The organism is Kyrpidia tusciae DSM 2912, from assembly GCF_000092905.1.
GTDB classification, from domain to species: Bacteria; Bacillota; Bacilli; order Kyrpidiales; family Kyrpidiaceae; genus Kyrpidia; species Kyrpidia tusciae.
The window spans coordinates 2,174,135-2,194,447 of record NC_014098.1; the positions used below are offsets into that span (position 1 = coordinate 2,174,135).

At 60.7% G+C, this 20,313-nt stretch carries 19 protein-coding genes; 4 read left to right on the forward strand and 15 right to left on the reverse strand.

Going from position 1 to position 20,313, the window contains the following annotated elements:
* The first annotated feature begins 7 nt into the window (after window positions 1–7).
* Both BTUS_RS10895 and BTUS_RS10900 read left to right on the forward strand, forming a co-directional pair.
* Window positions 8–1,366 carry an MFS transporter gene (locus BTUS_RS10895; protein WP_013076126.1) on the forward strand — a complete coding sequence of 453 codons (1,359 nt, stop codon included), beginning with the start codon at window positions 8–10 and terminating at the stop codon, window positions 1,364–1,366.
* Window positions 1,367–1,405: 39 nt separating this feature from the next.
* Window positions 1,406–2,116: a GntR family transcriptional regulator gene (locus BTUS_RS10900; RefSeq protein WP_013076127.1), complete on the forward strand. Its 711-nt coding sequence runs from the start codon at window positions 1,406–1,408 to the stop codon at window positions 2,114–2,116.
* A gap of 29 nt (window positions 2,117–2,145) precedes the next feature.
* Here BTUS_RS10900 and hisIE read toward each other — a convergent pair whose 3' ends face one another.
* From hisIE to hisZ, 8 genes are read right to left on the reverse strand one after another with little or no spacing between them, the layout of a single operon-like run.
* Window positions 2,146–2,838, reverse strand: coding sequence for a bifunctional phosphoribosyl-AMP cyclohydrolase/phosphoribosyl-ATP diphosphatase HisIE (hisIE, locus tag BTUS_RS10905; RefSeq protein ID WP_013076128.1), 693 nt, complete (start codon window positions 2,836–2,838; stop codon window positions 2,146–2,148).
* Window positions 2,835–3,596: an imidazole glycerol phosphate synthase subunit HisF gene (hisF, locus tag BTUS_RS10910; RefSeq protein WP_013076129.1), complete on the reverse strand. Its 762-nt coding sequence runs from the start codon at window positions 3,594–3,596 to the stop codon at window positions 2,835–2,837. Before hisF ends, hisIE begins: the two co-directional genes overlap by 4 nt.
* Window positions 3,590–4,435, reverse strand: coding sequence for a 1-(5-phosphoribosyl)-5-[(5-phosphoribosylamino)methylideneamino]imidazole-4-carboxamide isomerase (hisA, locus tag BTUS_RS10915; protein ID WP_013076130.1), 846 nt, complete (start codon window positions 4,433–4,435; stop codon window positions 3,590–3,592). The genes hisF and hisA overlap by 7 nt, the downstream gene beginning before the upstream one ends.
* A complete protein-coding gene (hisH, locus tag BTUS_RS10920) occupies window positions 4,432–5,058 on the reverse strand; it encodes an imidazole glycerol phosphate synthase subunit HisH (RefSeq protein WP_013076131.1) in 627 nt (208 codons plus the stop codon). The genes hisA and hisH overlap by 4 nt, the downstream gene beginning before the upstream one ends.
* A gap of 2 nt (window positions 5,059–5,060) precedes the next feature.
* Window positions 5,061–5,645, reverse strand: coding sequence for an imidazoleglycerol-phosphate dehydratase HisB (gene hisB, locus BTUS_RS10925; RefSeq protein ID WP_013076132.1), 585 nt, complete (start codon window positions 5,643–5,645; stop codon window positions 5,061–5,063).
* A complete protein-coding gene (hisD, locus tag BTUS_RS10930) occupies window positions 5,629–6,915 on the reverse strand; it encodes a histidinol dehydrogenase (protein WP_052300613.1) in 1,287 nt (428 codons plus the stop codon). Before hisD ends, hisB begins: the two co-directional genes overlap by 17 nt.
* Window positions 6,916–6,917: 2 nt before the next feature.
* The gene (hisG, locus tag BTUS_RS10935; RefSeq protein ID WP_013076134.1) at window positions 6,918–7,553 is read right to left on the reverse strand and encodes an ATP phosphoribosyltransferase; all 636 of its coding nucleotides are present in this window, start codon (window positions 7,551–7,553) and stop codon (window positions 6,918–6,920) included.
* On the reverse strand, window positions 7,550–8,815 hold the full coding sequence (hisZ, locus tag BTUS_RS10940; RefSeq protein ID WP_169307970.1) for an ATP phosphoribosyltransferase regulatory subunit: 1,266 nt from the start codon (window positions 8,813–8,815) through the stop codon (window positions 7,550–7,552). The genes hisG and hisZ overlap by 4 nt, the downstream gene beginning before the upstream one ends.
* 306 nt (window positions 8,816–9,121) lie before the next feature.
* Between hisZ and BTUS_RS10945 the strand changes: the two genes are divergently transcribed.
* The gene (locus BTUS_RS10945) at window positions 9,122–9,598 is read left to right on the forward strand and encodes a flavin reductase family protein (RefSeq protein ID WP_013076136.1); all 477 of its coding nucleotides are present in this window, start codon (window positions 9,122–9,124) and stop codon (window positions 9,596–9,598) included.
* Between the two features lie 118 nt (window positions 9,599–9,716).
* On the opposite strand, the gene BTUS_RS16945 is transcribed toward BTUS_RS10945, so the two are convergent.
* From BTUS_RS16945 to uvrB, 4 genes are all read right to left on the reverse strand, one after another.
* Window positions 9,717–11,153 carry a peptidoglycan DD-metalloendopeptidase family protein gene (locus tag BTUS_RS16945; RefSeq protein ID WP_013076137.1) on the reverse strand — a complete coding sequence of 479 codons (1,437 nt, stop codon included), beginning with the start codon at window positions 11,151–11,153 and terminating at the stop codon, window positions 9,717–9,719.
* A gap of 175 nt (window positions 11,154–11,328) precedes the next feature.
* On the reverse strand, window positions 11,329–11,670 hold the full coding sequence (locus BTUS_RS10955; protein WP_013076138.1) for a phage holin family protein: 342 nt from the start codon (window positions 11,668–11,670) through the stop codon (window positions 11,329–11,331).
* Between the two features lie 20 nt (window positions 11,671–11,690).
* Window positions 11,691–14,573 carry an excinuclease ABC subunit UvrA gene (gene uvrA, locus BTUS_RS10960; protein ID WP_013076139.1) on the reverse strand — a complete coding sequence of 961 codons (2,883 nt, stop codon included), beginning with the start codon at window positions 14,571–14,573 and terminating at the stop codon, window positions 11,691–11,693.
* Between the two features lie 60 nt (window positions 14,574–14,633).
* Window positions 14,634–16,613: an excinuclease ABC subunit UvrB gene (uvrB, locus tag BTUS_RS10965; RefSeq protein WP_013076140.1), complete on the reverse strand. Its 1,980-nt coding sequence runs from the start codon at window positions 16,611–16,613 to the stop codon at window positions 14,634–14,636.
* Window positions 16,614–16,792: 179 nt separating this feature from the next.
* On the opposite strand from uvrB, the gene BTUS_RS10970 reads away from it, so the two are divergent.
* Window positions 16,793–17,047, forward strand: a complete 255-nt coding sequence (locus BTUS_RS10970; protein WP_013076141.1) for a hypothetical protein — start codon at window positions 16,793–16,795, stop codon at window positions 17,045–17,047.
* 391 nt (window positions 17,048–17,438) lie between these two features.
* On the opposite strand, the gene BTUS_RS10975 is transcribed toward BTUS_RS10970, so the two are convergent.
* The 3 genes from BTUS_RS10975 to BTUS_RS10985 are packed head-to-tail and all read right to left on the reverse strand — an operon-like array spanning window position 17,439 to window position 20,267.
* On the reverse strand, window positions 17,439–18,239 hold the full coding sequence (locus tag BTUS_RS10975) for an OmpA family protein (protein WP_013076142.1): 801 nt from the start codon (window positions 18,237–18,239) through the stop codon (window positions 17,439–17,441).
* A complete protein-coding gene (locus BTUS_RS10980; protein ID WP_041304168.1) occupies window positions 18,226–19,017 on the reverse strand; it encodes a flagellar motor protein in 792 nt (263 codons plus the stop codon). Before BTUS_RS10980 ends, BTUS_RS10975 begins: the two co-directional genes overlap by 14 nt.
* Window positions 19,017–20,267: a PDZ domain-containing protein gene (locus tag BTUS_RS10985; protein ID WP_013076144.1), complete on the reverse strand. Its 1,251-nt coding sequence runs from the start codon at window positions 20,265–20,267 to the stop codon at window positions 19,017–19,019. The genes BTUS_RS10980 and BTUS_RS10985 overlap by 1 nt, the downstream gene beginning before the upstream one ends.
* Window positions 20,268–20,313 lie beyond the last annotated feature (46 nt).

The following is a 20,313-nucleotide window of genomic DNA, read 5'->3' on the forward strand; positions in this document are numbered from 1 at the left end:
GGAGATTATGAGCAACCCCCAGACCGTATTGGCCGGCCCGCGTTTGGACCGCCTGCCCTTTACCCGCCGTCACCGGTCCGTACTGTCGCTGTTGGCGGGCGGGGGATTTTTCGACGGTTTTGACATCTACATCGCCGGATCGGTGCTCGCCGCCATGGTGGCCACCCATTTTTCATCGATTTCCGGCAATGCAGCGTTCATCTCTTCCACGTTTTTTGGATTGCTCCTCGGCACGCTGATCGCTGCACTTGTCGGGGATCGCGTCGGCCGGAAGTTCACTGTGCATTACTCCCTTCTCGTTTACGGACTGGCCACGGTGTTATGTGCCCTGGCACCGACATTTCAGTGGCTGATCTTCTTGCGTTTTATCGCCGGATTGGGCCTGGGCGCGGTCATCGTCACCGGGTACGGATTATGGGTGGAGTTTGCGCCCAAGAAGACCCGGGGATTCTGGACGAGCATGCTGTCGTTCCTCATCAATCTTTCGCAGCCGGCGGCGGCCTTGGCCGCGCTTCTGGCCATCCCCGCCTGGGGTTGGCGTTCGATGTTCTGGATTGCCGGGATCCCGCCGTTGATTGTGTGGGCGCTTCAGGTAAAATACCTTCCGGAATCGCCCCGGTGGTTGGAATCGAAAGGCCGCCTGGATGAGGCGGAACGGGTGCTGGCCGAGTTTGAGCGACATGTTCCGGGATTGTCCCCGGTGATGCAACCGGCCGCGGCGATCACCGCCCCCGTCGTCCGAACCAAGGTCTCCCTCTGGGCACCGGGTGTCAGAAGAATTACGGTTTTATCCATCCTTGTTTCCATTTTCACCATGGCGACGTGGTACACCTTCACCGCGTGGGTTCCGACATTTTTCATTCAGCAGGGAATGTCCCAGGTGAAGACGTTTGCCTTCTCCTTCGTGATCATGTTGGGGGCGATTCCGGGAAACGCCCTGGCCGCTTGGCTCAGTGACCGGTTCGGCAGGCGCTACACGTTGGTGGTGCTCTCGGTCGTTCTCGGAGTGGTGGCGTTGTTGTACGGCTTTTCATCGTCTCCGGCGGCCATCATGACGTTCGGGTTCCTCTTTGTCACCGGAGCCAACCTGTTGATCGCCATTGTCCTCGCCGGGTATATTCCCGAGATGTTTCCGACATCTATCCGGATGGCCGGGTCTTCCTTTGCCAACGCATTCGGACGCGCCGCCACCATTGTGTCGCCCTATTTGATCGCGTACCTGTTCAAAACCGGCGGCCAGAGCGCAGTTTTTTGGACTTCTTTCGCGATGTACCTCATCATGGCGGGGGCGATCCTCGTGCTCGGGCGGGAGACCAAGAGCAAAAGCCTTGAGGACATTGAAAGGGAAGAACTGGCGGAAGCTTAACCATCGATGGGAACCATGCCGGGATGAGGAGGAGGGCACATGGCCGACGCTTACGAAACGATTCGCGGGTGGATTCTTGAGGGAACTCTCGCGCCCGGGGAGCGGCTTCGGGAGGAGCAGTTGGCGGAGCGGCTGGGGGTCAGCCGCACGCCGGTGCGGGAAGCGTTGAGGCGGCTGGAGACCGAGGGTCTAGTCCGCCTCATCCCCAACCGGGGTGCGGCGGTGACCGCCTATTCCACAGCCGACATCCGCCACTACTTCGACCTGCGGGTTCTCCTGGAAGGATACGCGGCCGCCCAGGCCGCCCTGTATCGAACGAGCGACGACGTGGAGACATTGCGCGCGTTGACTCACCGGTTCGAAGAACTGTACCGGGTTATCAGCGTACAGGGAAAAAGCCGGGAGCACATTCGAACTTTCACCGATATCAACCAACACTTTCACGGGACCGTTTGGCGGGCTTCCGGCAACCCCCACCTGCCCAACCTGCTGAACCGGATCATCGTTGTGCCTTTGGTCTATCGATCGTTTGATCAATACTCTGTGGAACAGATTCTGGCCTCCGTGGACAGCCATCGGGTGATCACGAAAGCCGTCGCAGAGCGCGATCCCCTTCGCGCCGAGACGGCTATGCGGGAACACATCCTCAAAGGCAGGGACCATGCCTTGGAACGCATCGCAAACATCAACGGCAAGGAGCCCCCGACAGGGGGCCCGGCGCCGGAGGAAAAGAAACCCGGGTCTGCATAAACGGCCCGTACCCAAACCGAGCAGACCGCCTACCCCCGCCGCTTGAATCCCGGCCCTTTCCGGGGGCTCACATCCTTGACCAAGTGGCGACTCCGGAGTTCTTGCCAGACGTCTTCGGGCTGCAGCCCGACCTGGCGCCACAGCACCATCAGGTGATACAACAGATCCGCCGACTCGTACCGCACCTCCGCCAAATCCGGCTCCCCGGTCTTTCCCTTGGCCGCCACGATGGTCTCGGTGGCCTCTTCGCCGATCTTTTTGAGAATCTTGTCCAACCCTTGCTCGAACAAATAGGTTGTATACGACCCTTCCGGACGGGTGCGGTACCGCTCGTCGATGGTCTCCCAGAGTTCAGCCAAGACAGTCTGCGGCGGCCTGTCCGCCCCCTCCTCCTCGTCCGGCTCCCCGAGGCTTCGGTAAAAACAGGTCCGCTCCCCGGTATGACAGGCGGGGCCGGCGGGTTCCACCCGCACCAACAGGGCATCCCCGTCGCAGTCCACCCGCACCTCCACCACCCGCTGGGTGTTGCCCGAAGTTTCCCCTTTGTGCCACAGGACGGCCCGGGAGCGACTCCAAAACCAAGTCTCCTTCTCCGCCAAGGTGCGCTCCAGGGCCTCCCGATTCATATACGCCACCGTCAGGACCTCCCCGGTCCGGGCATCCTGGACCACCGCCGGGATCAGCCCTTTTTCATCGAAGGACAGCGCCTCGGGATCGATCAACGCACCGGCACCCCCTTCTGCCTCAGGTAGCGCTTGACTTCTTGAATTGTCGTCTCCTTAAAATGAAAAATCGACGCGGCCAGGGCGGCGTCCGCTTTCCCCTTGGTGAACACCTCATAAAAATGCTCCTTTTTCCCCGCTCCTCCCGATGCAATAACGGGGATGTTCACCGATTCGCTGATCACCCGGGTAAAGGTCAGGTCATACCCGTCCTTCCGTCCGTCCTGATCAAAACTGGTCAACAAAATCTCCCCCGCCCCGAGATTTTCCATTTTTTTCGCCCACTCAACGGCAGAAAGACCGGTTCGGGTCCGCCCCCCGTTGATCAGAACCTCCCAATCCCCCTTTTGCCCGTCGTATTTTCCATCGATGGCCACGACGATGCACTGCTGCCCGTAGCGCTTGGCCGCTTCCAACACCAGCTGCGGGTGTTTCACAGCCCCGGTATTGATCGACACCTTGTCCGCCCCGGCCTTGAGCAGCACCCGAATGTCGTCCACGGATGTGATCCCTCCACCCACGGTGAGGGGAATAAACACCTCGGCCGCCGTCCGGGCCACCACATCCACCATCGTGGCGCGCCCTTCCACCGAAGCGGAAATGTCCAGCAGCACCAGTTCGTCCGCCCCGGATTCATCGTAATACCGGGCCAACTCCACCGGATCTCCGGCGTCCCGCTCGTTCGTCAAAAAGCTGACGTTCTTGACCACCCGACCGTTCTTGACATCAAAACAAGGAACAATGCGCCGGGTCAGCATACCCGTCCCCCCTCTCCGCCGTACCGAACACCTTCACTGCCATCCTCGGCTGGGGAGGGCTCGTCCCACTCGTCCTCCAGTCCGTGGTCCGTCGGACCGGACCGAAGCCAGGCCGTGGCCTCTTTCAGAGAGAGATCCCCCGTATACAAAGCCCGGCCCGCCACCGCTCCCGCCACCCCGCGGTGCCGCAGAGCGTAGAGCCGTTGAATGTCCCCGAGGTGCCGCACGCCTCCCGAGGCAATCACGAGCAGTCCCGTCTCTTCCGCCAACTCCGCCGCCTCCCTGCCGCCCGGCCCCGCCATTGCCCCGTCCCGGCGGATGTCGGTGAACAGCGCTCTTCGCGCCCCCCATTCTTTCAGGCGCCGGCCCAACTCCACCGCCGCCACCCCGGTGTTCTGCAGCCAGCCCCTCACCGCCACCTTCCCGTCCCGGGCATCCAGCCCCACCACAATGCGCTCCCCGTATTCGGCCAGCACCTCTTTCATCCAGACCGGATTCTCCAGCGCCGCGGTGCCGAGCACACACCGGGCCACCCCAAGGGAGAATAAGGCCCGCAGACTCTCGCCGTCCCGGATGCCGCCTCCGACCTGGACAGGCAGGCCCGCGGCCTCCACCATCCGCCCGATCAGCGGAAGGTGCACCGGATGGCCCTCCTTCGCACCGTCCAGATCCACGACGTGCAGCCACCCGGCCCCCTCGTCCCGCCACCGCCGGGCCACCGCCACCGGGTCGTCGCCGTACACAGTCATTTGCCCGTAGTCCCCTTGGCGCAGCCGCACCGCCCGGCCATCCGAGAGGTCGATGGCCGGATACAACTGGAATTCCGCCGACCCCGTCACGCCTGCCCCACCCTTTCGCCGCACAGATCTGCGAAGTTCCTCAACATCCGCAGCCCGATATCGCTGCTCTTCTCCGGGTGAAACTGCATCCCCATCACGTGATCCTTGGCCACAATGGCCGGAACCCGCACGTGGTAGTCAGTATCTGCCACCACCACTCCGGGATCCTGGGGATCCGCATAATACGAATGGACAAAATACACAAAGTCGCCATTTTTCACCCCGTCCACCAGAGGGTGGTCCGGCCGGCGAATCGTCAAATCGTTCCAGCCCATGTGGGGAATTTTAAAATCCCCCTGAAAGCGCCGCACTTTTCCCGGAATCAGATGCAGCCCCACGTGACGGCCGTGCTCCTCGCTTTCCGAAAACAAGAGCTGCATCCCCAGACAAATGCCGAGCAGCGGGCGTCCCTCTTTCACCACCCGCCGAATCGCGTCCAACATCCCGAGGTGCCGAAGATTAAACATCGCATCGCCAAAGGCGCCGACGCCGGGCAGCACCACACCGTCCGCCTCGACCACCGCCCGGGGATCCGAGGTGACCCGGGCCTCAACCCCGACTTTGGCAAACCCTTTGGCCACACTGTGCAAATTCCCCATGCCATAATCGATAACGGCGATCACCTTTATAACACCCCTTTCGTCGACGGGACCTCCATCGACCCGTCCAGGAGCACCGCTTCCCGCAAGGCGCCGGCAAAGGCCTTGAACAGACCTTCCACCATATGGTGGGCATTGCGCCCGTACAAAACCTCCAGATGCAGCGTCACCCCGGCGTGGTGAGCGAAGGCCCTGAAAAATTCCTCCACCAGTTCTGTGGGAAACTTCCCCACTCGTTCGGCTGGAAAATCCGCCCGGAACACCAACATTCCCCGGCCGCTGACATCCGCCACCGCCCTGGCCAGCGTCTCGTCCATGGGGGCATAGCGGGTGCCGTACCGCCGAATCCCCCGCTTATCTCCCACCGCCCGGGCGAAGGCCTCCCCCAGGCAAATCCCGATATCTTCCACCGTATGATGATCGTCCACTTCCGTGTCCCCGGTGGCCTGGACTGTCAAATCGAACCGTCCATGTTTCGCAAAAAGATCCAACATATGTTTCAAAAAGGGCACCGGCAGCTCAAGATTCCGCCGGCCCTCGCCGTCCAAATCCAGCGTCAGCCGGATGTCCGTCTCCCCCGTGGTCCGATGGATCTCACCGCGCCGCGCCATCCCGGCCCCTCCCTCCCCGCTCCATGCGAGCTTCCACAGCTTGGGCGTGGGCCTCCAACCCCTCCGCCCGGGCGAAGAGGGCGATCCTCGCCGCCTGGGTCCGCAGGGCCGCCTCGCTGTACTGAATGACGCTCATCCGCGTGACAAAATCGTCCACCGACAAGGGGGAGGCGAAACGGGCCGACCCGCCGGTGGGCAGGACGTGGTTCGGCCCCGCAAAATAATCCCCCACCGGCTCCGGACTCCAGGGTCCGAGAAACACCGCCCCCGCCGATTCGATCATCCCGAGCCAGCGGTGGGGATCCGCCACCATCAACTCGAGGTGTTCCGGGGCCACCAGGTTGGCCACGGCCACCGCCTCCTCGATGCTGTCCACCAGGAGAATCCCCCCTTGCTGTTCCATGGACTGCCGGGCGATGTCCCGGCGGGGAAGCTTGGCGAGCCGGCGCTCCACCGCCTTCATCACGCCCTGGGCCAGGGTTTTCGAGGGCGTGACCAGCACCGCGCTGGCCATCGGATCGTGCTCCGCCTGGGACAATAGGTCCGCCGCCGTCCACTCGGGGTCGGCAGCTTCATCAGCCACGATCAGAATCTCGCTGGGCCCGGCCATCATGTCAATGCCCACCCGTCCGAACACCGCCGACTTGGCCAGGGCCACATAGAGGTTGCCGGGCCCGACGATCTTGTCCACCGCCCGGATGGTCTCCGTGCCAAAGGCCAGGGCCGCCACCGCCTGAGCCCCGCCGATCCGGTACACTTCCCGGACCCCCAGTTCCCGGAGGGCCACCAGCACCCCGGGATTCCACTGCCCCTCCGGCGTCGGCGTCACCACGGCCACTTCTTTCACCCCGGCCACTTGGGCGGGGATGACGTTCATCAACACCGAGGAGGGATAGGCGGCCCGGCCCCCGGGCACATAAACCCCCACCCGGCGAATCGGCCGCACCACCTGACCGAGAAAACGCCCATCCTCTTCGGACATGAACCAGGAACTGCGCCGCTGATGTTCGTGAAACCGCCGGATGTTGCCGATCGCTTCCCGGATCACCGCCCGAAATTCGTCGGTCACCTTCGCTTCCGCCGCCTCAAACCACGCCTCGGGCATCCGCAGATCCCCGAGTTCCATGCGGTCAAAAGTTTTGGTATAACTGCGCACGGCCTCATCGCCGCCTTCCCGGACGGCGGCGATGATCTCCTCCACCACCCGCCGCTCTTCCTCAAAGCGGAATCCTCGGCGCCGTCGGGATAAAAACGATTCGACATCCCACATATTCAACACGAATCCCCCCCGCCAACAACCCTCTGAAGCGCTTGGGTCACCCGATCGATGGCTTCCCCTTTGAGCCGAAAACTCATGCGGTTCGCCACCATCCGCGTCGTAATGGGCGCGATCACCTCGTGAATCACCAGCCCGTTTTCTTTCAAGGTGCGCCCCGTCTCCACCAAATCCACGATGGCATCGGCCAGCCCGACCAAGGGCGCCAATTCCACCGAGCCGTTGAGGTACACCACCTCGACCTGCTTACCCTGGTCGCGAAAATAATCCGCCGCAATGTGCGGATATTTGCTGGCTACCCGGTGAGTCCGCCACACCAGATCCGGCAGCCCACACAGGCACATGCGACAACGGCCGATGCCGAGATCGAGAAGCTCGTACAAATTTCGCCGAGCCTCCAATAGCACATCTTTCCCGACAACTCCCAGATCCGCGGCACCGTATTCCACATAGGTCGGCACATCCACAGGTTTCGCAAGAATAAACCGAAGCCGTCCGTCGGCGCTCGGGAGGATCAGCTTTCGGGATTCGTCCAGATCCTCGGGAACCTCCAGACCCGCCCGGCGGAACAGGGCAACCGTCTGCGGCAGAATCCGGCCCTTGGACAAGGCAATGGTAAGCGGTTCCATCATCGCAAGGCTCCCTCCCGCTGACCGGATCGCCGCCATTCTTCAAACCAGCCGGTCATCTCTGCGCTCCCAAACGTCCCTCCGCCATCCAACCAGAACACCGGCTCACCGTCCGCATCCCGTCCTTGCAACCTACCGGCTTCTCCCTCCCCGACGCCGGCCGGGTGACATTCCAGCGCCACGTTCCGGCCCTTCTCCCGAAGCCAGAGAGCAAAAGCCACGGCCTCCTGGCGGCGCTGGGGCACATAGTGAATCCGGGGCACCACCACCGGCGGGCTCGGCGCCTCCCGCTCCAAGGCATCCAACACTCGTTCCACGCCGATCATGAACCCCGTCGCCGGACTGCGCCGCCCGAACCGTTCCAATAACTCGTCATAACGCCCTCCGGCGCACACCGGAAAGCCGACCCCGGAGGCGTATCCCTCAAAGATCATGCCCGTGTAATAGGATAAATCCAGCATCAGACTGAGGTCGATCTGCACCCGGTCGCTCACCCCGTACAAGCCGATGATTTCCCATAATTCCCACATTCTGTCGAGAGACCGCTTGGCCCTTGGGTGGGTGGTGAGGAGTCGGGCCCGCTCCACCACTTCAGGCCCTCCCCGCAAGCCGGGGACAGCCCGGAGCGTTTCCCGGCTCGCTTCCGGCAACTCCGCGTCCTCCAACTCTTGCTCGAATCCGACAAAATCTTGCTTCACCAAACGGCTTCGGAGCCGCTCCGCCAGAGGCTCCCCGGCGTGCTCAGCGAACAGACCCTCCAAAAAACCCACGTCCCCCACCGCCAACCGAAACACCCGAACCCCGGCTTCCTCCAGGGTCCGGACCGCCAAGGCGATCACCTCCGCGTCCGCGTCGACGGAGCCGTCCCCGATCAACTCGATCCCGGCCTGGGTGAACTCCGCATCCCGACCCGCCACCCGCTCCTGCCTGCGAAAAATGGCAGCCGTATAAGACAGGCGAATGGGCAAGGGCTCGGCCGCCAATTCCGAGGCCACCACCCGGGCGATGGGAGCCGTCATGTCCGGGCGCAGGACCACCGTCCGACCCGAACGGTCGATCATCTTGAACACCCGGTCCTCTCCGCTGCGGAGCGCCCCGTTCTGAAACGTTTCCAAGAACTCCATCGTCGGGGTGATCAGTTCCTGGTATCCCCATCGGCGGAACACCCGCTGGCAAGCCGCTTCCAACTCCCGTTTTCGCCGTGCCCAGGGAGGCAGATAATCCTTTACACCGTGGGGTTTTTCAAAAATCAAGGGTTTGTCCACTCTGTTCACCTCAGCCTTTTCGGTCAGGCCACCCGGAGCTTTCGGCAATCGCCGGCTGTGCATCGAACACCTGGGGCTTCCGGGCGAAGAACCGCTGTGCTCTCCCAGTCGGTGGATACACTTTAGTATGCTAATCAACAAAAGGACACTCGTATCGTACCCGGCATCCCAGACACTGTCAATCCAAACAGCCTTTCTTATATGCTGAGCGGAGGCCGCTGGCCACAGAAATCGGTGGTGGAAGCCCGGGGTTTTTTGTACAATAAAAACGGAGTCGAGATCATGTGAAAAAAAGGAGTGGTACTCATGGACGAACAAGCCAAAAAGACAGCACTGCGCGGCATTACATATGGACTCTACGTCATTGGCACCAAAGTGGGCGACGATGTGAATGCCTTTACCGCCAACTGGGTGACCCAAACTTCCTTCAGTCCACCTTTGGTGGTCGTGGCTGCGAAGAAGGGGACCACCTCCTGCGACGGCATCAAATCCAGTGGCGTGTTCTCTGTCAATGTTCTTGAAACCGGACAAAAGGATCTGGCCTTCGCCTTTTTTAAGCCGGTTTCCCGGGTGGGGAACAAGTTCGGGGACATCGAATTCTACACGGAACAGACGGGCAGCCCGATCCTCAGGGACGCCCTCTCCTGGTTCGAGTGCAAAGTGGTGGATGTCAATGAGCGGGGCGACCACACCATTTTCGTCGGCGAAGTGGTCAATGCGGGGGTTCATCGGCAGGGCGACCCAATGACCTTACGGGAGACCGGCCTCAACTACGGCGGCTAGAGCCATCAGCCTCAACACGGTCACGCCCCCGGATGCACGTTCTCCCGGGGGCGTTCGTTGTCCATCCCATGCGCCGGGAATTTGAGAGCCGCCGTCACGCGGCCCGCCACAGGCCTGATCAACTGTACGGCATCGGATCGACCACATGACCACCCACGTGAACCTCGTAGTGCAGGTGTGGCCCTGTGGCTTCGCCGGTGGCGCCGACACGCCCGATCACTTGACCCTGGGCCACCGCCTGACCCGGGGACACCAGCACTTGGGACATGTGTCCATAGATCGTCACCACGCCGTTGCCATGATCGATCCTCACACAATTGCCGTAGCCGCCTGAATCCCATCCGGCAAAAATCACGCGACCGCCGTTACTGGCATAAATCGGCGCCCCATATGGAGCGGCAATATCCACCCCGGGGTGGGATTCGCTTCCCCGCCATTCCCCGTAGGGCGAGCTGATGAGGTGCGCGGTGGTCGGCCAGACCCAGTTCGGCCCGGCATATCCCGCCGCCGGCCCGGTCCCCCGGACCACAATCTGATCGACTTTATCTTGATGCACTTGCTCGCTTAAAACCTCTTCCCGCACGGGGCGTCCGTTCTCGTAGTAAATGCGTACCGTCTGCTGCTTACGGCCTTCCGCCCCATCCCGGATCACCTTCGATTGGCCGGTGGGCATGGACGAGTCATCCCGATACTGAACATCGTAGGGAATGGCCACCTCCCGGGTGATCGTCTGCACCGCTTCCACGTGCACGTAAGGTTGCACAGCGTTGAGGTTAAGCGTATCCCCTTCTTGAATCTCGTCCGGGTTCGCCAATTGCGGATTGGCAGCCTGCAGTTGGTCCACGGTGATGTTGTGAGCCGCAGCAATGGTCCACAGCGTATCTCCCCTGGATACCAGGTAATGCTTTTGCACGTTCGTCCCCTGTTGGAGAATCCGCGCCGCTTCATCAACCGTTCGCACCGTGGCGCCGTTCCATCGATCGACCGGGTTAAAGTCCACCTTTTCCCGAAAGGCCACCTGATCCACGTGGCCGCCCGGAGGGGTATACAGGGCTTTCACCCTCTCGATCGCCGCCCTGGCGTCCTCTTCTGTGGCCACCGCCACCACCGGCTTCCCATTGACGTAAACGGCGTACACCTTTGGCACCGCCGGGGAAGCCGCCAGGGATCGCCAAAACTGCTCCGCCGCCGACGCCGGTAGAGCCATATGTACGCTTCTCACATCCACTTGGGCTTCTGGTCCCAAACGGTTCCTCAGTCGATCCACGCTATGTATGTCCGGTGTCACTCCCACATAGATCCCGTTTACATAAACCATGTAGGCGAAAGGAGCCCGATTAATGTGAGATTGGACCACCGCCGCACCCACCGCCGCTACGGGCACCACCGCCGAAAGGACCACCACCGTCCGCCCGCTCAACTGCCGCCGGAACTCCCCCACCACCGACCGGAATCTCAGACGGGAGCGTAAGCCGATCCATTCCTCTTGGACATAGTTTCGACAACTTTCGACAAAATGTCGCCATGTCGCGCTTCTCTCTTCTTTTCCCGGCATCAAACCCCTCCCCCGCACACACACAACGACAGTTAGAATTCGACATCCTTCGCGAAATTCCTCCCTCACGGCATAAAAAATCTCCCTTTGGAGGGAGGAGCAGCGATACCGTGTCAATGATACGCTTCTATTCTGTTCAGAATCCCGTTTCTTGATGAATCTCCTCGGATTAAGACTACAGAATGCTGATCACTTTGTTGACAATAAAACTTACCACGGTGACCAAAAGACTGCCGAGAATGGCGGCACCCAAACTGCGTACTTCAAACCCCTGTACCAAATTCCCCACAAGGTAAAACAGGAGACCGTTAATCACAAAAGTAAATAACCCCAAAGTCACGAGGTTCAAGGGGAGGGTGAAAAAGAGCAGAATCGGGCGGATGAGGGTATTCACAAGGCCGAGGATCAAGGCGGCGATCACCGCCGACCCAAACCCTCGAACGTGAATGCCATCGATCCACCGGGCGGCCAGGAGCAAAGCCATCGCATTAACAATGAGAGAGACGATCCAACGCATGGGACACCCCCTTTCTCAACTCAGCCTGTGGAAGGCACCGCCACACTCGGGCGCCCGCGGCGGCCCGCTGACCGTTGGCGGTCCCGTTCAAGAATGGGACCCAGGAATCGGCCGGTGTGGGACGCCGGATTGGCCGCCACGTCTTCGGGAGTACCTGTGGCGACCACCTGGCCCCCGCCATCCCCGCCCTCCGGGCCGAGGTCGATGAGATAATCGGCGGTTTTGATGACGTCGAGGTTGTGCTCGATGACAATGACCGTATCCCCAGCCTCCACCAGTCGTTGGAGGACATCCAAGAGTTTCCGAATATCGGCGGCGTGAAGGCCCGTGGTGGGCTCGTCGAGAATATAAACGGTCTTCCCGTTACTCCGGCGGTGCAGTTCCGAAGCCAACTTGATCCGCTGGGCCTCGCCGCCGGACAGCGTGGTGGCCGGTTGCCCCAGTCGCATGTAACCGAGGCCCACATCGGACAAAGTCTGCAGCTTCCGCGCAATCCGGGGGACAGCCTTAAAGAACTCGGCCGCATCTTCCACAGTCATGTCAAGAACTTCAGCGATATTCTTCCCCTTATAACGGACCTCCAGGGTCTCCCGGTTGTACCGCCGCCCTTTGCACACCTCGCAGGGAACATACACGTCGGGGAGAAAATGCATCTCGATCTTAATGATGCCGTCACCCCGGCAGGCCTCGCACCGTCCACCCTTGATGTTAAAGCTGAAGCGCCCCTTCTTGTACCCGCGCATCCGCGCCTCGGGCGTCCCGGCAAACACCTCGCGGATATCGTCGAACACCCCGGTATACGTGGCGGGGTTCGAGCGGGGCGTCCGGCCGATGGGGGATTGATCCACATCGATCACCTTATCTACGTACTCAAGGCCCCGGATTTCCCGATGCTCCCCCGGCCGCACCCGGGCGCCGTTGCACTGGGACGCCAGGGCCTTGTAAAGAATCTCGTTGACTAACGTACTTTTGCCGGATCCGGACACTCCGGTCACACAGGTAAAAAGTCCGACGGGGAACTTCACGTCGATCCCTTTCAGGTTGTGCTCCGAAGCCCCCACCACTTCAATCCATCGGTCGCCGGCCTCTCTTCGCTCCGCGGGGAGGGGGATAAACTCCCGGCCGCTCAGGTAGCGGCCCGTGACCGATTGCACGTTCGCCATGACTTCCCGGGGCGTTCCTGCGGCCACCACCTCGCCGCCGTGCACCCCGGCGCCCGGCCCGATATCGATGATATAATCCGCAGCCAGCATCGTATCCTCGTCGTGTTCCACGACGATCAGCGTGTTTCCCAGATCCCTCATCCGCTCCAGGGTGCGGATCAACCGCTCGTTATCCCTCTGATGGAGGCCGATGGAGGGCTCGTCGAGAATATACAGCACCCCGGTCAGGCCGGATCCAATCTGGGTCGCCAAGCGAATGCGCTGGGCCTCGCCGCCGGACAAACTCCCTGCCGGCCGGTCCAGGGTGAGATAATCCAAGCCCACATCCCGGAGAAAACCGAGTCTTGCCCGAATCTCTTTGAGGACTTGCCTGGCAATGTGCGCTTGCTTGGGAGTGAGCGACAGGTTTTCGAAGAAGGCGAGGGCTTCCGTCACCGACAGCGCCGTCACTTCGGCGATATTTTTCCCGCCAAGCTTCACGGCCAAGGCTTCGGGCCGCAACCGCCGCCCTTGGCACGCAGGACAAGGCTTTGTACTCATAAATTCCTCAATGAACTCCCGTATGTGTTCCGATCCCGTCTCCCGATACCGCCGTTCGAGATTGGGAATGACCCCCTCAAAATACACTTCTGCAGTCCGCATGCGGCCAAAATCGTTCTCATACGAAAACCGGATCCTCTCCCCCGGCGCCCCGTACAGCAACTTCTCCACCAGTTCTGGATCCAAATTTTCCACAGGAACGTCCGGATCCACGCCGAACGCTTTGCATGCGGCTTCCAGAAGTTGTGGATAATAATTCGACGTACTTCCCATCCAAGGCACAATCGCGCCTTCGGCGATGCTGCGGGTGCGGTCCGGGATCACCAACTCCGGGTCGATCTCCATGTTCGTGCCAAGACCCGTACACGCTTCGCATGCCCCGTACGGACTGTTAAACGAAAACATCCTCGGGCTCAGCTCCCCGACGCTGATTCCGCAATCTGGACAGGCGAGATTCTGGCTGAACAACCATTCCTCCCCATCGATCACAGACACGGTCACCAGGCCCCCGGCCCGATCCAAGGCCGTTTCGATGGAATCTGCCAACCGCTGCTCGATGTCGGGCTTGACAATAATGCGATCCACCACCACGTCCACCCGGTGCTTGCGGTTTTTCTCCAGGCGGAAGGGTTCTGTCAACTCCCGGATCTCCCCGTCTACCCGCACGCGCACAAAGCCCTGTTTCGCCAAATCCTCAAAAAGCTTCACATGTTCCCCTTTGCGCCCCCGGACCACCGGGGCGAGAATCTGAATCCTCGTGCGCTCGGGCAGGGTCATGATGCGGTCCACCATCTGTTCCACCGTTTGAGAAGTGATGGGACGACCGCACTTGGGACAGTGAGGTTCCCCGGCCCGGGCGTAAAGGAGCCGCAAATAATCGTAAATCTCCGTCACCGTCCCCACCGTGGACCGTGGGTTTCGGCTGGTGGTTTTCTGGTCGATGGAGATGGCCGGGGACAATCCGTCAATACTGTCCACATCGGGTTTGTCCATCTGACCCAGAAACTGGCGCGCATAGGCGGACAGCGACTCCACGTAGCGCCGCTGCCCTTCGGCATAGATGGTATCGAAAGCCAGAGAGGATTTGCCCGAGCCACTCAACCCGGTCAATACCACGAACTTCTCCCGGGGTATCGTCACATCGATATTTTTCAAGTTGTGCACCCGCGCGCCTTTGATCACAATCGCTTCCTGCGGCATGCCCTTCGAGTCACCTCGTCTCTTCGACACACTGATTGATTTCCCGAGAAATATGTCGAACTAAGACGCCGACAGTTCGACAATTAAATCCCGAAGTTCCGCCGCCCGTTCGAATTCCAGGGCTTTTGCCGCCTCTTTCATCTCTTTTTCCAATCTGCGGATGAGGTCGGCTCGTTCCCGTTTGGACAGTTTCTGCGCTTTTGGCACCACTTCATAAACGGCAGGTTCCTCCGCCGCCTTGGTCGCCTCGATGATGTCCCGAACCGCCTTGCGCACCGTCTGCGGCGTGATGCCGTGTTCCTGATTGTACCACATCTGTTTGGCCCGTCTGCGTTCCGTTTCGCGAATGGCCGCCGCCATCGAATCGGTGATGGTATCGGCGTACATGATGACGTGGCCGTCGGCGTTTCTGGCCGCCCGGCCGATGGTTTGGATCAGAGAACGCTCGGCCCGCAAAAAGCCTTCTTTGTCGGCGTCGAGAATGGCCACCAGCGAAACTTCCGGAAGATCGAGGCCTTCCCGGAGAAGGTTGATCCCCACCAGCACGTCGAAGACGCCGAGGCGCAAATCCCGGAGCAACGCCATCCGTTCAATTGTTTTAATATCCGAGTGTAAATATCGGACCTTGAAACCTAACTCTTTGAGATAATCGGTCAGATCCTCCGCCATGCGCTTGGTCAGGGTGGTCACCAGCACCCGCTCGTCCCGGTTGACCCGTTTTCGGATCTCACCCACCAAGTCATCGATCTGGCCCTGGATCGGACGGACTTCCACCTTTGGATCCAATAGCCCGGTGGGACGAATGATTTGTTCCACCACCTGTTCGCTATGTTCCAGTTCATAGGGACCCGGCGTGGCCGAAACGTAGATAACCTGGTGCACCTTTTTCTCAAATTCCTCAAAGGTCAAGGGGCGGTTGTCCGCCGCCGAAGGCAGGCGAAATCCGTGCTCAATCAACGTATCCTTCCGGGTTTTGTCCCCTCCGTACATCCCGTGGATCTGGGGCAATGTCACATGGGATTCGTCGATCAGCAGCAGGAAATCGTCAGGAAAATAGTCAAACAGCGTATTCGGGGGGCTTCCCGCCGGCCTCCCCTCTAAATGCCGAGAATAGTTTTCGATGCCGGGGCAAAAACCGAGTTCCTGCATCATCTCGAGATCATAATTGGTGCGTTGCTCAAGCCGCTGAGCCTCAAGCAGCTTTCCTTGACCGCGAAGCACCTCCAGTCGTTCCGCCAATTCGACGCGAATATCCCGGATCGCCCGCTCCAGGCGCTCCCGGGACGTGACAAAGTGAGAAGCCGGAAACACCGCCACGTGCTCCCGCTGCCCGATCACCTCGCCGGTGAGGACGTCCACCTCGGTGATCCGGTCAATCTCATCTCCAAACAGTTCCACCCGAACGGCCTGCTCACTCCGGGATGCGGGAAAAATCTCAATCACATCGCCACGAACTCGAAAGGTCCCGCGTACAAAATTGATATCGTTTCGTTCGTACTGCATGTCCACCAAACGGTGCAGGATCTCCCGGCGGCTTTTCTCCATCCCCACCCTGAGGGACAAAACATGGGTCCGATATTCGTCGGGATTTCCCAATCCATAGATACAGGAGACGCTGGCGACGATGATCACGTCCGACCGTTCAAATAAAGCACTGGTGGCAGAATGGCGGAGTTTGTCAATCTCGTCATTAATCTTGGCGTCTTTTTCGATATAGGTATCCGTGTGCGGAATGTACGCTTCAGGCTGATAGTAATCGTAGTAACTCACGAAATACTCGACGGCGTTATTCGGGAAAAACGCCTTGAATTCCGCAGCCAATTGGGCCGCCAAAGTCTTGTTGTGGGCGATCACTAAAGTCGGCTTATTTACCTGGGCGATGACATTGGCCATGGTGTACGTCTTGCCTGAACCCGTGACCCCGAGCAGCGTTTGATGTCGGTAACCCCGGCGGATCCCTTCGGTCAGCCGGGCGATGGCCTCGGGTTGATCTCCCCTCGGCTCATAATCAGAAACCAATTGAAACCGTCCCGCCGTCATGGACACTCCCCCTCGGCCGGCATCGGCGGCTTTCCCACGCTCTCTATTATAATACGTCCAGCATCCAGGCGCGACCGTTCCCACAAACAAATGTACGCGAACCCTCGGGTATGAGCCGCCGCCGTTCTCGGCATTCTAACATTGCGAAAGCCCGATCTTAGATACAGGAGGCGGTCTCGATGGAGCGGCAGGACCCAAAACCGGACAACCGTGCGGACAACAGCGCGCGTAACATGGAAATTGCCAGGGAGACCAAAGAAAACCTGTTAGAAGCCGAAGATTATTTGGCCGAGCGGGGGGATTCCCTGAGTGAGGAAGAGCGCCGAAACATCGTCAACAAAAATCGTCGCCGCATGGAAAGTATCCGGGCCCACATGGAGGAAGCCATGGACGAGCTGGACGAACTCGGGGAAAACGCCCATCTGGAAGACTGACCCCACCCTGCCCCCCGAAGATCAACGGGGGGCTTTTTCTCCGCAGATCTCGCAGATCCGCCCCCTCGGCCAAAGTCAGAGCCCCCGGACACGGCTCGGTGTCCCCCAGCAGGACCACCCGTCGACCCGGCCGGGGCGGATCGGTGACATCCCGGCCCGTCACTTGGCGCCCGCCCGGAAGCACCACCGTCTCGCCCCGTTTCAGCCGGGCATAGGCGGGCCCCGGTTCCATCCTCAACGCCAAGGCCTTTTCCGGGTGAAAGCGCCCGGGTTGCAGAGGTTCCTCCACCCGGAACCCGAGGGATTCCACCGAATGGCACAACTTCCCGCACCTGACCGTCCAGCCGCGCGCAAAGGTTCGAACCCAGCCGTCGCCGACCTCTTCCACCTCTCAAGGGCCGGACAGACTGGGCGCCTGATCTGCAGGTCCGTTGATTGCGCTCGTGCGTTCAATGGTGATGTTCACCCGTCGGTTCAACGCCTGTCCCTCGGGATTGTCGTTCGAAGCCACCGGCCTCCACTCTCCATACCCCGTGGCGGACAAGCGCTTGGGATCAATGCCCTTGGCCTGCAGGTACTCCAGCACCGTCAGCGCCCGGGCCGTGGACAACTCCCAGTTCGACGGAAACTGGGCGGTATGGATCGGACGATTGTCCGTATGCCCCTCGATCTCCAGAGGATTGCCCACCTGGGCGAGAAACGGGAGAAGGCCGTCCAACAACTTGCGGGCCTCGGGCTTGAGATCCGCCTTTCCCGTATCGAACAGGATGACATCCCTCAGACTAATGAGCAGCCCCTTGGGTTTATCCTCCACCACCACTTGGCCGGCCACGCCCTGTTTCTGAATGAAGGACTGCAGCTGGAGCTTGATCTGGGCCAACTGGCGCTCTTCCGCCACCTGCTCCGGCGTTTTTAGAAAATCGGGCGCTGGAGGGACCCGCCCGGGCGGACCCGCTGACGGTTGGGCCGCGATGAGTCCGGTGGTGCCCAGCCCCTTGAGCTGCACCTGGTTCTGGTTATACAGCGCTTGGGACAACGAGGCGGAAAGATTGACGAATTTATACATGTCTACCTTCGACATGGCGTACATGATCACGAAAAAAATCATCAACAGGGTGATCAAATCGGAGTATGTGATCAACCATCGCTCCTGGTTAATCTTCCCATCCTCAGGCCGCCTACGCCGCCTCACGACTGTCGCCCTTCCTCTCCTCGATTTCGCGCCATTTCGGCGGTAGGAAAGCCTTCAATTTCTGGCCGAGCAAGGTCGGATTCTCTCCGGCCTGAATCGAGAGCACCCCTTCGATAATCAACTCCCGGATCATGATTTCTTCATCGCTGCGCAGTTTCAGTTTGGTTGCGATGGGAAAGTAGATCAAGTTGGCCGATGCCACGCCGTACAGGGTGGCGATAAAGGCGGTGGCGATAAGGGGTCCGAGGGACTGTATATCGCTCAAATTGCTGAGAACGTGGACCAATCCCATCACCGTGCCGATGATGCCCATGGTCGGCGCGTATCCGCCGGCGGCCTCGAAAATCGCTACCCCTTGGCGGTGGCGATTTTCCAGAAACTGAACGTCGGTCTCGAGCATGGTCCGCACCAACTCCGGGTCAACCCCGTCGACGATCAATTGAATGCCTTGTTTCATAAAGGGATCCTCGAACTCCTCAATTCGTTCTTCCAAAGCCAGCAGCCCTTCTTTGCGGGCGGTGCCGGCCAACTCCACCAGATCGCGGATCAACCGGTGCGGGTCCTTCGTCTTTCCTAGAAAGGCCACTTTCAATAAAGCCGGGATCGCCAGGATCTGGTCCCGGGACAAGCCCACCGCCGTCGCGGCAAAAGTGCCGCCAAAGACAATGAGGGCCGCCGTGCCCTGAAAGAGCGCATAGATGTCTCCCCCTTCGAGCACAAAGGCGGTCACCAATGCGCCGATACCGGCAATCATACCGAATACCGAAGCAAAATCCATCATCCTTCACCCCTAACCGGTTCTTTCCTGGTCGGACGCCCGCGGAGGAACCCGCGCAAAATCGAAAAACTACGGCCGAGAACGGTCAGAACCTGCGCCTCCACTTCTTCTCCCTCCCCCGGAGCGGCCACCATCCCCAGGAGATGCGGTTCGCCTTCATAACGGCTGCGGGAGCAGATCCGCACATCCCCGGCCGGATCCCGCACTTCCATGCGCACAAAGGCCGGCTGACGGCGAATCGCCTCATACAAAGAGGTCAAAGAATGAACCTCCCGCCCGTTGACCTCCGTCACCGTGTCCCCGGGGCGAAGTCCAAGAGCCGCCGCTGGAGAGCCGGGCACCACAGCCAAAACCCGGATCCCGCCCGGCCCTTGGGCAAAGCGGGGCGACCCCGACCACTCCCTTCGAAAACTCCACAAGCTGATCCACTCCCGGGCAACCGGCGCAAAAAGGGCGGCCGCCCAGGCGAGGGCGGAACGCTCCCGCGCCACCCAAGCGAGAGCCAGGAGGATGCACCCGAATAACGCAATCATCCCGGCACTGGCCAGAGCCCGCTCCCGAGGTAACCGGGCCACCGCCGCCGTTTCAAAGCCGACCGGGATGGGTACTGGCGCAAGGCCGCCAGGGAGAATCGCCCCCGCCGGCCAAGAGAGGAAGGAGGCTGTCGTCACCACAGGCATCACCCAAAATTGCTGCAGGAGGTACCCTCCGACAGCCCCGCCCCGGCGTCCGGGCAGGGGCGCGGGAACGGCCCACAAGTGGCCGATCACCGCCACGAGCAAACCTTCCACCACCCCGAAGACCCCGGCCGCCCCCAGCATCGAGGGAACATCGAGATGGGTCAAGCCCGCCCAAAACTCCGCCCATCCCGTTGGTATCCATCCTTGGGGAAACCACCTGGCCGCCAGGCTCGCCAAGCCGACAACCCCCGCCCCATAGGCGAAAGTCATCCAGCGACTGCGTACCCATCCCAAAACCAGGGTGACGGCAGCTGCCCATGCCATGCCCGGCCCTTCCCCGGCGAGCCCCAGGACCCACAGCACCGTTGAGGCTGCGAATCCACCGGCCATCCCCAGGACCAGAGACACCCCCCACCGGATCGACGCCCGGTGCATCCTGACCCCGTGCAATCGCCGTTCCACCCGGACCTGGGCCAAATACCTGAAGAGGACCGTCAGGGCGGCCAACCACGCAAAAGGTTCCACCCACACCGCGACAACCGCCGGAACCACCGCGCCCCAGCCGACCATGGTTTCATCCCCCCGAAAACAAGAAACCCCGCAGATCCCTCTGCAG